At 57.7% G+C, this 14874-nt stretch carries 15 protein-coding genes and 1 riboswitch; of the genes, 9 read left to right on the top strand and 6 right to left on the bottom strand.

The genetic code is table 11. From position 1 onward, the window contains the following. Positions 1–6: 6 nt before the first annotated feature. The 3 genes from D0C27_RS06050 to gpmA form a co-directional block, all read right to left on the bottom strand. Positions 7–1518, bottom strand: coding sequence for a S41 family peptidase (locus D0C27_RS06050; protein WP_021447177.1), 1512 nt, complete (start codon positions 1516–1518; stop codon positions 7–9). A gap of 164 nt (positions 1519–1682) precedes the next feature. Beyond that, positions 1683–3257, bottom strand: a complete 1575-nt coding sequence (locus tag D0C27_RS06045; RefSeq protein ID WP_137430628.1) for a murein hydrolase activator EnvC family protein — start codon at positions 3255–3257, stop codon at positions 1683–1685. 3 nt (positions 3258–3260) lie between these two features. Beyond that, entirely contained in the window at positions 3261–4007 is a 747-nt protein-coding gene (gene gpmA / locus D0C27_RS06040; RefSeq protein WP_009458620.1) for a 2,3-diphosphoglycerate-dependent phosphoglycerate mutase, read from the bottom strand. A gap of 161 nt (positions 4008–4168) precedes the next feature. On the opposite strand from gpmA, the gene D0C27_RS06035 reads away from it, so the two are divergent. The 5 genes from D0C27_RS06035 (at position 4169) to D0C27_RS06015 (ending at position 7455) form a co-directional block, all read left to right on the top strand. Further along, a complete protein-coding gene (locus D0C27_RS06035; protein ID WP_226349166.1) occupies positions 4169–4516 on the top strand; it encodes a rhodanese-like domain-containing protein in 348 nt (115 codons plus the stop codon). 23 nt (positions 4517–4539) lie between these two features. Further along, positions 4540–4797 carry a glutaredoxin 3 gene (gene grxC, locus D0C27_RS06030; protein ID WP_009458616.1) on the top strand — a complete coding sequence of 86 codons (258 nt, stop codon included), beginning with the start codon at positions 4540–4542 and terminating at the stop codon, positions 4795–4797. Positions 4798–4836: 39 nt separating this feature from the next. Then, complete coding sequence (gene secB / locus D0C27_RS06025; RefSeq protein WP_009458614.1) at positions 4837–5325, top strand: protein-export chaperone SecB; 489 nt, start codon at positions 4837–4839, stop codon at positions 5323–5325. Continuing rightward, positions 5325–6377: an NAD(P)H-dependent glycerol-3-phosphate dehydrogenase gene (locus D0C27_RS06020; protein ID WP_137430627.1), complete on the top strand. Its 1053-nt coding sequence runs from the start codon at positions 5325–5327 to the stop codon at positions 6375–6377. Before secB ends, D0C27_RS06020 begins: the two co-directional genes overlap by 1 nt. A 79-nt stretch (positions 6378–6456) precedes the next feature. Next, on the top strand, positions 6457–7455 hold the full coding sequence (locus D0C27_RS06015; RefSeq protein WP_035270263.1) for a Bug family tripartite tricarboxylate transporter substrate binding protein: 999 nt from the start codon (positions 6457–6459) through the stop codon (positions 7453–7455). Positions 7456–7603: 148 nt separating this feature from the next. Here the strand turns inward: D0C27_RS06015 and D0C27_RS06010 are convergent, their stop codons facing one another. Both D0C27_RS06010 and D0C27_RS06005 read right to left on the bottom strand, forming a co-directional pair. Then, positions 7604–8074, bottom strand: a complete 471-nt coding sequence (locus D0C27_RS06010; protein ID WP_035270260.1) for a tRNA (cytidine(34)-2'-O)-methyltransferase — start codon at positions 8072–8074, stop codon at positions 7604–7606. A 54-nt stretch (positions 8075–8128) separates the two neighbouring features. Continuing rightward, positions 8129–8878 carry a ComF family protein gene (locus tag D0C27_RS06005; protein WP_137430626.1) on the bottom strand — a complete coding sequence of 250 codons (750 nt, stop codon included), beginning with the start codon at positions 8876–8878 and terminating at the stop codon, positions 8129–8131. A gap of 81 nt (positions 8879–8959) precedes the next feature. Between D0C27_RS06005 and D0C27_RS06000 the strand changes: the two genes are divergently transcribed. Then, on the top strand, positions 8960–9874 hold the full coding sequence (locus D0C27_RS06000; RefSeq protein ID WP_240688320.1) for a methyltransferase domain-containing protein: 915 nt from the start codon (positions 8960–8962) through the stop codon (positions 9872–9874). 7 nt (positions 9875–9881) lie between these two features. Here the strand turns inward: D0C27_RS06000 and D0C27_RS05995 are convergent, their stop codons facing one another. Further along, on the bottom strand, positions 9882–11903 hold the full coding sequence (locus D0C27_RS05995) for a TonB-dependent receptor domain-containing protein (RefSeq protein ID WP_137430624.1): 2022 nt from the start codon (positions 11901–11903) through the stop codon (positions 9882–9884). Positions 11904–11986: 83 nt separating this feature from the next. Between D0C27_RS05995 and D0C27_RS05990 the strand changes: the two genes are divergently transcribed. The 3 genes from D0C27_RS05990 (at position 11987) to D0C27_RS05980 (ending at position 14769) form a co-directional block, all read left to right on the top strand. After that, a complete protein-coding gene (locus D0C27_RS05990) occupies positions 11987–12667 on the top strand; it encodes a response regulator transcription factor (RefSeq protein ID WP_021447183.1) in 681 nt (226 codons plus the stop codon). Continuing rightward, a complete protein-coding gene (locus tag D0C27_RS05985) occupies positions 12664–14004 on the top strand; it encodes a HAMP domain-containing sensor histidine kinase (RefSeq protein WP_137430623.1) in 1341 nt (446 codons plus the stop codon). The genes D0C27_RS05990 and D0C27_RS05985 overlap by 4 nt, the downstream gene beginning before the upstream one ends. Positions 14005–14037: 33 nt before the next feature. Next, positions 14038–14180: riboswitch (FMN riboswitch) on the top strand. Positions 14181–14277: 97 nt separating this feature from the next. Beyond that, the gene (locus tag D0C27_RS05980; protein ID WP_137430622.1) at positions 14278–14769 is read left to right on the top strand and encodes a 6,7-dimethyl-8-ribityllumazine synthase; all 492 of its coding nucleotides are present in this window, start codon (positions 14278–14280) and stop codon (positions 14767–14769) included. Positions 14770–14874 lie beyond the last annotated feature (105 nt).

The following is a 14874-nucleotide window of genomic DNA, read 5'->3' as shown; positions in this document are numbered from 1 at the left end:
CTGTGTTTACGGCTTTACCGGTTCGAGCCCCTTGGGGGTGATTCGGAACCGCTCAACGCTGGGTTGCTGACTCAGGGGACTTTTTTTTTCCGGCGACTCGGACTCCACTTCCTTTTCGCGCTTGGCAGCCGCTTCCTTGGCGGCAGCTACTTTGGCTGGATCATTCTTGATCACAGGACGGCCAGCCAGATGGTTCAGCGCTTGCTGCAACTGGAAGTCGTCGTCACCACCGAATTCGAACATCTTGAATTCCGGGCTCATACCCAGATCAGGCTGTTCTTCTTCCGTAGTTTCGTCCACCTTGCTGTTGACCAGGTGACGCTTCAAGTCCACTTCACGCGGCAGGCGGAACAGATTGCCCTGAGCGGTGTCATCCACGACCACGTCCGGCTGTACGCCCGTTACCTGAATGGAAGTACCGTTAGGTGTGTAGTACAAGGCAGTCGTCAGTTTCAGGCCCGATTCCTCGGACAGAGGGACCACACTTTGCACCGAGCCCTTGCCGAAGGTGCGGTTACCGATAATGGTGGCGCGTTTGTGGTCTTGCAAAGCACCGGCCACAATTTCCGACGCCGAGGCCGAACCCACGTTTACCAGCACCACGATAGGCACGTTCTTGAGCCAATCCAGTTTCTTCAGAACATCCGCGTCCGTATCCAGCTCGCCCAGAACGGACTGCATGGATTTGACGTAGTACTCGCGGTTGGAGGAAGGAATACGGCCCTTGGTGGAAACCACCAGATCACCCGAATCCAGGAAGGCGGAAGTCACGCCGATCGCGCTTTCCAGCAAGCCACCAGGGTCGTTACGCAGGTCAATCACCAAGCCTTTTGGTGCGCCTGGGCCTTTATGAACTTCGGACAACTGCTTGACCAGATCAGCAGCGGTACGTTCCTGGAACTGGGCAATGCGTACATAAGCCACATCGTCAGCCAGCATCTTGGAGCGCACACTGCGCACCTTGATGACATCACGCACCAGGTTGAACTCCAGCGGCTTGTCACGTCCAGCACGACGGATAGTCAGCTTGATGGAGGTTTTGGGCTCGCCACGCATTTGCTTGACGGCATCATTCAGGCTCAAATCCTTGGTGGGTTTGCCATTGATGTGCGTGATGATGTCGCCCGCTAGAATACCGGCGCGCGCCGCAGGCGTATCCTCGATAGGCGAGATAACTTTAGGCATCCCGTCTTCGCTACCAATCTCTATGCCCAGACCGCCGAACCCGCCTTGGGTCATGGCTTCCATTTCCTTGAAAGCGTCGGCATCCAGATAGGCCGAGTGCGGATCCAGATCGGTAAACAAACCCTTGATCGCGTTATTGACCAGGGCCTGATCCGTCAGGGGCTCCACATACGTGTTCTTGATGGCAGCGAACACATTGGCGAACTGCTGCAGTTCGCGCAAAGGCAATGGCTCGCCGCGTTGAGCGACCGCAGTAATGCCCAGGCTGATCAAGATACCGCCCACAGCACCTGCTGCCACTAGACCAATGCTGCCAATCCTTCGAGTGCTCATGCACATTCCCATTATTTTCAGATTCAAGACGGGGCCACCTCCCGGAGCTGACCCGACCATGCATTATAAGAGTAGCGTAAAGCGTCGACCAGCGTGAACTGGGCTGGAGTCGCTACCCCGCGCAACAAATGCGAGCAAACGTAAGCACCGCAGGCAAAAGTGGCTTAGGAACCTAACCAAACCTGCGGATTGATTGGCTTTCCTTGATGGCGCAACTCGAAGTACAGGCCGGGTTCAACCTGGCCGCCGGTGGCTCCCACCCGCGCAACCGCATCCCCACGCCCCACAATATCGCCTACTTGCTTGAGGGTGCTCTGGTTATAGGCATAGACACTCAAGTAATCGCGACCATGATCAATAATCAGCAAATTACCAAAACCGGTCATCCAGCTGGCAAAAACCACTCGGCCTGGAGCTACCGCGCGAACCGTGGTGCCGGCCTGTGCTCGCAACACAATACCGCGCCAAATGCCGCCATCAGGACGTTCAGCCCCGAACTTGCCTTGCATTTCGCCGCGTACCGGATAAGGCAAGCCACGTTTCAGACCCTGGAAACCACCTTCTGGTTCCAAGGCGGGAGCAGATGCCTGCTCAACGGGCTCCTCAACGACCTGAACCTCGCGCACTTTGGGAGCGGCCGGTTTGCTGATCGGCTCGCTAGGCTCGGACGACGCTTCCAGGCTGTCTGACAAGAGACGCTCGTTCGCGGTCGGCGGCGTGTAGGTCAGCGGTGGACGCGGAATCATGGGTTCCGGATCTGGCTTCTGTGGCGCAGCAGGTTCCGGCTTGCTAGGAGGCAAGGCAGCAGGCAAAGGCGGTTGCGTGGCACGAGCCCGCTCCAGCAACTCCCGCTCGCGCTCCAGACGCGCCTGTTCACGGGCGGCCTGCTCTTGTTTGGCTTTACGCTGCAACTCTTGCTGACGAGCCAGCTCGGCTTTGCGCGCTTCCTCTGCACGGCGCGCCGCTTCCCGTCGGCGTTGTTCTTCGGCGCGACGGGCCAGCTCGGCCTGTCGGGCAATTTCAGTTTCCAGGCCAGAGATCAAATCTCCCAGCCGTTTGTCATTACTTTGCAGGTTGGCAGCCTGACCGCGCTGGCGTTCCAGCTCGGCGCTGATGTCAGCCACCACCTTGGCTCGTTTTTCTTTTTGTTCTTCCAGAGCTTCCTTCTGAGCCGCGGCCTCCTTGGCCAGTTGCTCCTGCTCTTTCTCACGCGCGGCAACCTGGGTCTGCAAGCGATCCAGACGCTCTACGGTGCGACGTACTTTATGAACCTGCTCGGTCTGCTGACGCGAGACATAGCCCAGGTAATGCAATTCGCGGTTAATGGCGTTGGGATCATCACCCGACAAGAGGGCAGACCAGGGCGACACACCATTGGCGTATTGCGCTCGTAATTGCTCGGCCAGCTCCTGCTGACGTTGCTCTTTAATCACTTGCTGTTCGCTGATCTGTTTGCCCAGCGTACCTAGCTGCTGGTGCAATTGTTCCTGCCGCTGCTCGATCTGAGCCAGCGTGCGATCGATATCGGAAATAGCCTGCTCGGATTCGCGCAAGGCATTGGCGGCGTCACGACGCGAGCTTTCGCTGGTGTCGATGGTTTTGCGCAGCGATTCGATCTTCTGGCGCAGCTCTGCCTGCTGCTTTTGAGCCTGGGCCTGGCGGGCGGCCAAGTCCGGATCAGCAGCCAGGGCCGGTAAGGTCCAGACTGCCAGCAACAGGCAAACGCTGTAGCGCCACATTATTTACTGCGCCTTGCCCTGATTGGCCACGGCTTGCATCTGAGCCGCAATCGCTTCCTGGTCGCCCAGGTAGTAATGACGGATAGGACGCAGGTTTTCGTCCAGCTCGTACACCAAAGGCTGGCCGGTAGGAATATTCAGGTGAACGATGTCCTCGTCAGAGATGCCGTCCAGGTGCTTGATCAGCGCGCGCAAGCTGTTGCCGTGAGCCGTCACCAGAACGCGACGGCCGGAGCGGATTGCAGGAGCAATGGACTCGTCCCAGAAAGGAACCACGCGGGCTACGGTGTCTTGCAAGCACTCGGTGCGAGGCAGTTGATCAGCTGGCACACGAGCGTAGCGAGCATCAAAACGCGGATTGCGTGGATCGTCTTCAGCGACGGGCTCGGGAGCGATTGCGTAGGCACGACGCCAGACCAGGACTTGATCCTCACCGTACTTTTGTGCGGTTTCGGCTTTATTTAAGCCCTGTAAAGCACCATAATGGCGTTCGTTCAGGCGCCAGCTCAAACCTATGGGGGTGTGCATGGCGTCCATCGAATCCAGGGCGATCCACAAGGTACGGATAGCGCGCTTGAGGACCGACGCGAAAGCCAGGTCGAACTCAAAACCGTTTTCTTTAAGCAGATCACCGGCCTGCTTTGCCTGTTGACGCCCGGTTTCGGTAAGATCGACATCGGTCCAGCCAGTAAACCGGTTCTCCAGGTTCCACTGGCTTTCGCCGTGCCGCATCAGTACAAGTTTATACATGGTAAAAACAGCCTCGAGGTTGAAAAATTGGCGCCACTCTATAATCGTGTGATCTTGCCCTTTTTTCTTGCTTTTCTTGGTAATCAACAGGATTTAACGTGGACTTCATCTTAAGTCAGAACAATCTTCTAATTTTAGCAATTGCGGTGCTTGCCGGCATTATGCTGTTAATACCCAGCTTTTTCAAAGGCCGTGCGGGACGCGCAGTTTCAAGCTCGGAAGCGGTACAGATGGTAAACCAGAAAGACGCTATTTTGATTGATCTGCGCAGCGCCGATCAGTTCAAGGCCGGGGCAATTGCACAATCTCGCAACATTCCTGCTGCCGACCTTGACGCCAAGGCCAGCACACTGCCCAAAGACAAGCCTGTCATTCTGGTGTGCGATACCGGTCGCAGCGCTCCGCGCAGCGTGGCCGTCCTGCGCAAGCACGGCATCAACGAAGCCTACACATTGCAAGGCGGTATTCAAGGCTGGCTACAGTCCAGTCTGCCCGTCAAAAAATCGTAAGCTCCCCCTTCTACGAGGCTCTCATGGCAAAAGTCACGATGTACTCCACAATGGTGTGCCCTTATTGTGTGCGCGCTGAAATGCTGCTCAAGCAACGCGGCGTAACTGAAATCAATAAAATCATGATTGATCGCGAACCCGAACAGCGCGCTCTCATGATGGAGCGCACCGGTCGGCGTACCGTTCCCCAAATCTACATTGGCGACACCCATGTAGGTGGCTACGATGATCTGGCCGCTTTGGACCGCGAAGGTGGCCTGCTGCCTCTGCTGGCTGCCTGATTTTTTTTCTAACAATTTTTTTATCCCATAGGATCACCCATGGCCGACCAGAACACCCCAGCCGCTGACCAAGAAGCTCAACAACCCAGCTTCAGCCTGCAGCGCACCTACATCAAAGACCTGTCCATCGAAATGCCCAACGCTCCCCAGATCTTTCTGGAGCAAGAGGCCCCTTCCGTGGAAGTGTCCATCAATGTAGGCGGCCAACGCCTGGCTGACACCGTCTACGAAAGCACCGTCACCGCTACTGTGACCACACGCATTGGCGACAAGGTCATGTACCTGGTGGAAGCCACCCAAGCCGGTATCTTTGAAGCTGCCAACATTCCTGAAGAGCAGCTCGAACCCCTGCTGGGCATTGTGTGCCCCACCATGCTGTACCCCTACTTGCGCGCTGCCGTGGCCGACGCCATCAACCGCACTTCCCTGCCTGCCCTGCACCTGACTGAAGTGAACTTCCAGTCCCTGTACGAGCAGCGTCTGGCCCAGCAAGCCGCCCCCGCTGACGGCCAGCCTTTGCAGGCCTGATGATGTCAAACGCGCACACTCCTGTTCGTGTTGCAGTCCTGGGCGCAGGCAGCTGGGGAACGGCCTTGGCCGCTCTGGCCAGCACCCAGGCTCCCACGATGGTATGGGCGCGCAAAGCATCAACCGCACAAGCCATCGGGCAGGATCATCGCAATCCAGCCTACCTGCCCGATGTCGTGCTGCCCGACTCGCTACAGGCCAGCGACAGCCTGCAGCAAGTCATGGAGTTTGCCCTGGCTGACGACACCGGCCCTGCCCTGCTGATTCTGGGCGTGCCTGTGCGTGGTCTGGCGCAAACCTGTGTGGATCTGGCGCAGTACCTGCCTGCCACACGCCGCCATCCCGTCCTGCTGGTCTGGACCTGTAAAGGCTTCCATCAGGAAAGCGGTTTGTTACCCCACCAAATTGTGCGTGAAAGCCTGCCCGACCATCCCTGGCTAGGCCGTGCCGTGCTCTCTGGCCCTTCGTTCGCCCTGGAAGTGGCTAAAGGCCTGCCTGTTGCGCTGACACTGGCCTGCGAACCTGCTGATATGGCCGGCATTGCCCTGGAGGCTTTGCATGGCAAGCAAGCGCGCCTGTACACCAGCACCGACATGATCGGCGTGGAAGTGGGCGGCGCTGTCAAAAACATTATGGCCATTGCCTGTGGCATTGCCGACGCTCTGGGCCTGGGCCATAACGCCCGTGCCGCCCTGATTACCCGAGGCCTGGCTGAAATGCAGCGCCTGGGTGTTGCGCTGGGTGGTCAAGCAGAAACCTTCTCCGGCCTGGCCGGTCTGGGAGATCTGGTCCTGACGGCTACGGGCGAATTGTCCCGCAATCGCCAAGTAGGCCTGGCGCTGGGTGCTGGTGAAAGCCTGGACAGCATCCTGGCCACCGGCATTACCGCTGAAGGTGTACGCTGTGCCCGTTCGGTTCTGGAAATGGGCCGAGCGCACCAGATTGAATTACCGATTACCGCCGCGGTCTGCCAAATCCTGTTTGAACAACTGGCCCCGCGCGAAGCTGTCCACGCCTTGCTTACCCGCGAGGCAAAGCAGGAAGGCCACTAATACCTTCGTCTGCCCGATCTGGCACTTCACCCGCGCTGCCAGAACTGCAGTCAACCGTCTCTTACTCAGAATCAAAACAATGTCATTGCTTGCTCGTTCTCGTGATCTTCTGATCCGCTCCGTCCTGGGGCTGGCCTGCACTGGTTTGCTGGCTCAATCGGCTCTGGCCCAATCCAGCTGGCCTGAGCGCCCGATTCAAATGGTCGTGCCCTTTCCAGCAGGCTCCTCGCCTGACGCCCTGGCCCGTGCCATTTCCGAGCCCCTGTCCCAAGCTTTGGGCCAAACTGTCATTGTTGATAACCGTCCTGGTGCTGGTGGCAATATCGGCACGCGCTTTGTGGCGCATGCCAAGCCCGACGGCTACACCTTGCTGTTGACCATCAATGGTCCCATGGTGACCGCTCCCACCCTGTACAAGACCTCGCTGGGCTATGACCCGCTGAAAGACTTGCAGGCCATCTCCATGATTGGCACCAGCCCCAACGTGCTGGTCGTGCCGGCCAACTCGCCCGCCAACACGGTGGAAGAGTTCATTGCCCTGGCGAAATCTCGTCCTGGCGAATTGAACTACGGCTCAGTTGGCCCCGGCAGCTCGGCCCACTTGGCCATGGCCATGCTGGAACATGCGGTTGATATCAAACTGGAACAAATCCCCTACTCGGGCTTTCCACAAATCCTGACCGCCATTATTGGTGGCGACATTGACGCCGCCTTCATGGTGCCCGGCATTGCCATGCCCCAGGTTGAAGCCGGCAAGGTGAAAGCCCTGGCCGTGACCTCCTTGCAACCCAGCGAATTGCTGCCCGGTCTGGACACCATGGCGCAAGCCGGTCTGGAAAACTTCGAGGCGATTTCCTGGGATGCCTTCTTTGTGCCCCACAATACCTCGGACGATGTGGTCAAACGCCTGAACCAGGAAATCACCACCATCCTGCAACGCGACGACATCAAGGCCAAGCTCAACGCCTTTTACTTCTCGTCCGAGCCTTCCACCCCGCAGGAGATGACGGACAAGATCATTGCCGACAAGGCTCGTTGGGATGAGGTGATTGAACGCCTGAATCTGTCGCTGGAATAAGGACAAGATCGAAAAAAACGGCCCTGCAAATTCAAGATTTGCGGGGCCGTTTTCTTTGCAGCCATCACTCAAAAATAAATACGCGCAGTTCAATGAAAAACGTGGCGTCGCCCAGGACTACACCCTTGCGGCCTGTCTCTGCACAAGCTTAAACACCACCTTCGTAACCCGCTTGCCGCCAGGCATCAAAAACACAAATCGCCACGGCATTGGACAGGTTCAAGCTGCGTTGCCCCGCCAACATGGGCAGACGAATCCGCTGCTCATTGGGAAACAAGGCCAGTTGTTCTGCAGACAAGCCTGCGGTTTCGCGGCCAAATACAAATACATCACCCGGCTGAAAGCTTTGCTCAGCCAGCAAATGGCTACCACGTGTAGTCAGGGCAAACGCGCGATCCGGCGCGGAGCCAGTGGCCTGGAGGGCTTCTTCCAGACTGTCGTGCACCTTCACTTGCGCCCACTCGTGATAATCCAGCCCGGCACGACGCAGCTTGCTGTCTTCAAGCTCAAAGCCCAGGGGCCGCACCAAGTGCAAGACACAGCCTGTATTGGCCGCCAGTCGAATGACGTTACCCGTGTTGGGGGGGATCTCGGGCGAAACCAGGACGATATGAAACATGAAAAACCTAAAAAGTGCAGAAAAAGCCGCGAACAAGCGACGAAGTATACAGGGCTAGGATGCCTTCAATTTCCAGGGAGCTCGTGCAGCGACCAAGGCATAAACAGACTGTGCACCCGCCAAACGGCAGGCCCGGGCCAGGGCATCCAAAGTGGCCCCAGTGGTCAGTACATCATCGACCAACAGCACATCACACCCTCGTAGCGACTCTCGTAGGCTAAAAGCACCCCGCATGGCCTGCCTGCGAGCCTGACGCCCCAAGTTCTTCTGGGCCTGCTCGTGCCGTAGCTGCGCCGTGACGATATGCAAACGTGCTGACAAACCCAATTCATGTGCCACGCGCTTGGCCAGCACGGCTGCCGGGTTAAAGCCCCGCCGGTGCAAGGCTTTACGCTGCGAAGGCACTGGAATGACCCGGCAAGCGGCGTTCAGCACAGGCCCATGCCTACGCCATTGCTGCACCATCAGTTCCGCCAACACCGCTGCCATTTCCAGCCGACGGGAAATTTTAAACGCATGTATCAGCATATCGCCAGGATGTTCATAATCGAATCCGGCAACCGTCGCTTGCAGGGACAATTGCCCTGCTCCGCAATCCGGGCAGGCCAGTAAAGCCAAGGGCGGCAAGGCCAAAGCACAACGAGGGCAGCGCAAATCCTGGGCGGGTGTTGCCAGCGCGTGTCGGCAAAAGCGGCACAGTGCGCCACTTTGCGAACGTAATCCGCACAGCACACAAGGCCGTGCCAGCAGTGGAATCCCTACAAGACGATGGGTCGGCTCGCGCCGAAACAGGGGATGCGCCATAATAGATCATTACCTTTCAGAGCCAGGCTGATTCGATCACAGCACATGCCACTGATCCAGGCCAGCAACGTCCGCGCAACTATGTCCCAGTTACCTTCTTTACCAATCAACTCCGCCCACGTCGAGCAGCAGTTCAATCGCCGCGCTCCCCTGGATCACGCTCAGTTTCTTTATGGTGAAGTCGCGCAACGGATGTTGTCCCGGCTGGCTTTGGTGCGCTTGCAACCCACTCATATTCTGGATGCCGGCTGTGGTGCCAGCCACGCGCTGGAGCCTTTGCGTTCCCGCTACCCGGATATGAACTACACCGGTCTGGATCGCAGCGCCAAGCTGTTGGAGGTTGCCCGCGAGCGCTACCAATCCAAACCCAGCCTGTGGCAAAAACTGCGCAACCAACCTACCCCTGCTGCCAACTGGGTTCAGGCCGATATGGCCAACAGCGGCCTGCCCGCAGAAAGCCAAGAGCTGGTCTGGTCGAACATGGCACTGCACTGGCACCCGGAACCGCATCGAGTCCTGGCTGAATGGAACCGCCTGCTGAAACCCGAGACGCTGGTCATGTTCTCCTGCCTGGGTCCCGGCTCTTTTGCCGAGCTGCGCAGTGCCATGGAGCAAGCGGATCTGGGCACCCAAACGCTGGAATTCGTGGACATGCACGACTTTGGCGATCTGTTGCTGGAAAACAGTTTTGCTGATCCCGTGATGGATCAGGAGGTCGTGACGCTGACGTATCGCAGCGCTGAAAAACTGCTGGATGATTTGCGTCTACTGGGCGGCAATCCGCACCCACAACGCAAGGCCTGCCTGAGCACCCTGCCCTGGCGTCAACGCCTGCTCAATGCGCTGGAGAAACAGCGCCATATGGACGGCACCTTGCATCTGAGCCTGGAAATTGCGTACGGGCACGCCTGGCGCGCTCGTAGCCGTCGCAGCACCCAGGGCGAGGTCAGCGTGCCGATCTCCACAATCAGCCGCCGCCCCAAACCCCAGGAATAAACCGCGTTTAGAAGCGGTATTCGGCCTGCAACCAGAAGCGGCGGCCATCTTCCGCATAGGAATAGGCTCCGCTGGTACCCGAGTCACGACGACGATCGGTCAGGTTATAGACGGCCGCGCTCAAGCTCAGATCTTTTCTGGCACGCCAGCTGGCTCCCAGATCCACCGTAGCAATCGTCCCCATGCTTTCGCTGACAGCACCGCCCTGTCCCCAGGAAATATTGGTTTCCCGACCACGCACGTTCAAGGTCGAGAAAGCTGACACGGCTTCATTCGGCGTCCAGTCCACGGTCAGGCTACCCATATTGCGTGGGGTCGCCACCAAGGGCTGTCCTTCAGACTGCGGGTAGCCAAAGCCCAGGATCGTGGCGCTGCCATTACGCACCTTGGAGTCCGTAAAGGTATAGCTGCCGCGCACTTTCCATTGCTCGTTAAAGCGATAGGCCAAGCCCAGTTCCAGACCCTGAACCCGTGCTTCAGTGATATTGAAGTAGGTGCTATACATGCTGTTGGTATACGGGTCCGGTGGCACAGGACGGCCATCGGGGTAGTACAGCTGACGCGAGCCGGTATTGGCGATCTTGTTTTTGTAGCGGGTGTGGAACAAAGTAGCGTTGGCGCTCAACGGTCCGCCATCGTCAAAGTACAAGCCCAGTTCTACGTTGGTGCTGACCTCAGGTTCCAGATCCGGATTGCCCCAGGTATAAGCACCGCCACGCTGCGGCAAACCGATTTGCGGATTGCTTTGCATGATGGTCGGAGACTTGAAACCCTTGGCGATCCCGCCTTTCAGCGTCCAGGCATCCGTCGCACTCCAGACACCGTACAAACGGGGAGTCCAGTGACGGCCATAGAACTCGTTGTCGTCCATACGCACGCCGCCAGTCAGGGCGAAGGATGGGCTCAGGCTCCATTCATCTTCCAGGAACAGGGAGTATTCACGCACGGAAGTATCCACGCCTGCGCCATTCGGATTGGCGTAGTAGCCATCGGCCTTCAACTCGCTTTTGCGCCACTGAAAACCACCCACCAGCATGTGATCGGCCAAAGGCAGGGTGAGCTTGCCATCAATCACGGTATTGCGAAGATCAGGGCGGGCGCTTTGAGTGGGGCCATCGCGATAGGCTTGTTCACGGTTCAGGCTTAGCTCCGTATCAAAGCGGCCCCAACGCCCCGTATGGGCCAGCGTATAGCTGTCGCGCACGTACTCGTTTTCATTGGCCTTGCCCGTCAAAGCCAATGACTTGCCGGGGGTGGTCCAGAAATGCTGGGTCGTGCGGCCAGCTTCAAACATGAACTCATGATTGTTATTGGGGGTTGCCCACAAACGCACCGTACCGTTTTGACGTTTGGCACGCGCAAAGCCATTCAACACCTGATCTTCCTGACGTTGCTTGTGGTAGCCCCAGAACTGCAAGCCCAAGCGCCCCGGCACGATGGGGCCAGACAAGTACAAATCAGCCGAGCCGCTATTTCCAGCCGAACCACTGTCCTGCAAGGTATAGCCACCGGTCAAGGAGCCGTGCCATTTGTCGGCCACTTTGCGCGTCACAATATTGATGACTCCGCCCAAAGCCTCAGAGCCGTACAAGGTCGACATGGGGCCACGCACCACTTCGATACGCTCAATGGCTTCCAGCGGGGGAATCCAGTTCATGTCCAGAGCCTCAGACACCCCACCCTTCATAGTGATCTGACGCATGTCCTGGCGGCGACCATCAATCAAGACCAGCACATGCTCGGACTCCATGCCACGAATCGAGATAGCCCCTTTGTCGCCACCTAAAATGCTGACGCCCGGCACCTGGCGCAAGGCATCGGCCAAAGACTCAAAGCGTTTCCCCTCCAGCTCCTCGCGCGGAATCACGGTGATAGAGGCTGGTGCGCTCACCACCTCCTGAGCGAATCCCGAGGCGGTCACCGAGATTGCACTTAACTGCTCAACTTCATTGCGTTCCTGAGCCCAGGCGGACATACACGCCAAGGATAAGGCGGCCAAGGGCCAACGCAGGCCCGTTCTCATTTTCATCAGACTTCTTCCATTATTTATAATACGAACCAAACTCATTTCTATTTGCTACTATCATGAGCCCGGTTTCTGACCGTAGTCTGATGAAAACTATTCTGATTATTGAAGACCACCGGCCTTTGTTGAGCCTGTTGGCAAGCCATCTGCAAGGGCAGGGATATGCAATTCGCACCGCTACGACGGGGCGGATTGGTCTTGCCCTGCTGCAAGAACATAGCTTTGATGCCCTGATTCTGGATCTGGGATTGCCCGATATGGACGGCATGGAAGTTCTGGCGCAGCTGCATCGCCCAGATCGCAGCCAGCGCCTGCCCTGCCTGATCTTGAGTGCGCGCGATGCCGTCCACAATCGCATTCAAGGGCTGCGTGGCGGTGCGGACGACTATCTGCTCAAACCCTTTGATCTGCTTGAGCTGGAGGCCCGCCTTAGCGCAATCCTGCGGCGGGCTGCGCCCCATCGTTACCAGCAACTGGTGATCGCGAATCTACGATTCGAGCCTGAAGTGCGACAAGCCTGGGTCAATGACCAAGCCTTGATGTTGCCACGGCGGGAAAGCCTGCTCTTGCTGGAGCTGATGCAGGCCAGCCCCCGTTTGCTGGTCAAGGATTATTTGCTGGAGCAGCTCTATCAAAACCAGACCGACATCAGTCTGAATGCCATCGAAGCGTTGATCTCCAAACTACGCCGCAAGTTGCGCGAGCAAAATGCCCTGGTTTGCATCGACACGGTGCGCGGTGTGGGCTACCGCTTGCGCGCTCTGTGAGCAGGCGCGCCTTCAGTCTGCGCGGGCGATTACTGATCAGCCTTTTGCTGATGCTGGCCTTGGGCTTTTGCACTTTGGCCCTGTCCTTGTTCGATACACGAGACGAGCTGCGCCGCATCAGCCTGTTTTTGCAGGCCGAGGAAATTGCCCGCGACTTTAAACCCTCGGAATCATTGGATAGCTTGCCGCGTCAGTACGCCGGTGGGGAAATGTCCTATTCGCTGTACAGCGCCGAGGGTGAGTTGCTCCAGGCTTCATCCAATCTGGCAAGTCCACGACGCCTGCGCCCTGCTCAGCCCGAAGACGAGCTGGCCTTGTTCAGACTGAAGCATCGCAGTGGCTATGTGGTGTCGGTTTCGGTCACGCTGCCCAGTGGCGAAATCCTGATGGTCGCCAAACGAGACCAGCGCGAAAGAGAGCTGATCGGAGCCTTGCTGCAAACCCGCATGTGGCGCTCACTGCTTTTGTGGCTGCCGGTGTGTGCGTTGGGTCTGTTGTTGATCGCCTGGCTGATTCATTGGACCTTGCGCCCGGTACGACAAGCGGCAAATCTGGCTGCGACGCTGGGTCCCGCACAACCCGAGCTACGCTTGCCAGTCACTGAGCTACCCAAAGAAATTCGCCCCTTGGCACAGGCCGTCAATCAAAGTCTGGACCGCCTGATGCAGGCCTATCACCATGAACAACAACTGGTCGCAGATGCCGCGCACCAACTGCGCACCCCATTAGCTGTGATGTCCTTGCGTCTGCAAACGGCTGAACACCATAGCGAGCAGGACTGGGATTTGCTGCGCGAGGATATTACCCACTTGCAGCGTCTGGTCAGCCAATGGCTCAGCCTGGCCCGCAAGCAGGAGCAGGCTACGGAGCTAACAGACCACACAGCCTTGGCACCGTTGTGCCGCCGTGTGATGGGAGACTTATGGCCGCTTTTCGAGCAGGCCAATCGAGAGATTCAATTTCACGATGATAGTTCGCTCGATACTGTTCAAGCCTGCGAGGCCGATCTGTCCGAAGCCATTGTCAACGCACTGGACAATGCCCTAACACATGGCAAAGGCACGGTCAGCTTGCATTTGCATAACCCACAGCCAGACCAATGCGCGATCGATATCAGCGATCAAGGTGCAGCCTTGGATGCGCAAACAGCTCATCTGGCCTTTGAGCGCTTTCACAAGCAAGACAGCGCCAGCAAAGGAGCGGGCCTGGGGTTGACGATTGTGCGTCAGATTTTGCTGCGCCACGGTGGCCAGGCCCAGTTCCTGCCCGGCGCACCCTGCACTCTGAGGCTCTTGCTGCCACTAGCGGCTCCCGCCTCTGACAAAAAAACGGTTTAGCGGTAAACTCGTCCGGTTGGCCTCCCCGGCCAACTACGTTCTCAGGGCGGGGTGCAAGTCCCCACCGGCGGTAATGGCACTAGCCTAGCCCGCGAGCGCCTGGCCTTGTGTCAGGGACAGCAGACCCGGTGTGATTCCGGGGCCGACGGTATAGTCCGGATAAAGAGAGAACGGGATACCCTCATAACCTGTACAGGAGTCATCCTGCTATGGGCTTGAGCTATCCTGCTTCCTGCATGCCCTGTTTTTGTTGTCATAAAACAGGAAATCAACATGAACAGTATTACCCCAGCCAATCTTCTGGCTCCCCGTATCGCCTTTATTCAAGCTTGCTGGCACAAGGACATTGTGGATCAGGCCCGACTGGGTTTTATCGACGAAATCAAAGCCATGGGCCACGACAGCAGCCTGATCGACTTCTTTGAAGTAGGCGGCGCCTTTGAAATCCCACTGCATGCTCAACGTCTGGCCCAATCGGGTCAATATGCCGCTGTTGTGGCTGCCGGCCTGGTGGTTGATGGCGGTATTTATCGCCACGACTTTGTGGCTACCGCAGTGATTCAAGGCATGATGCAAGTCCAGCTCAGCACCAACGTGCCGGTGTTTTCAGTCGTGCTGACTCCTCACCATTTCCATGATGGCAAAGAGCACCACGATTACTTTCACCGTCACTTTGTGATCAAGGGCCAGGAAGCGGCCCGTACATGCCTGGATACCATGAGCAAATTGCAAGCACTGCCTGCGGCATCCGTCGCCGCTCTCTAAACGGCAAGGCGGCCTGAAAAGGCCGCCTCAATCCCAAACCCCCCGGGCTGCTTTTACCCGCAGCGCCAGAGCTGGCCAGAAGCTTGCTGGCCATGCATTTGGTAA

This window comes from Alcaligenes faecalis (assembly GCF_005311025.1).
GTDB lineage: Bacteria > Pseudomonadota > Gammaproteobacteria > Burkholderiales > Burkholderiaceae_B > Alcaligenes > Alcaligenes phenolicus.
Note: the sequence above shows the minus strand (reverse complement) of the source record. Positions and strands in the feature narration are given on the sequence as shown.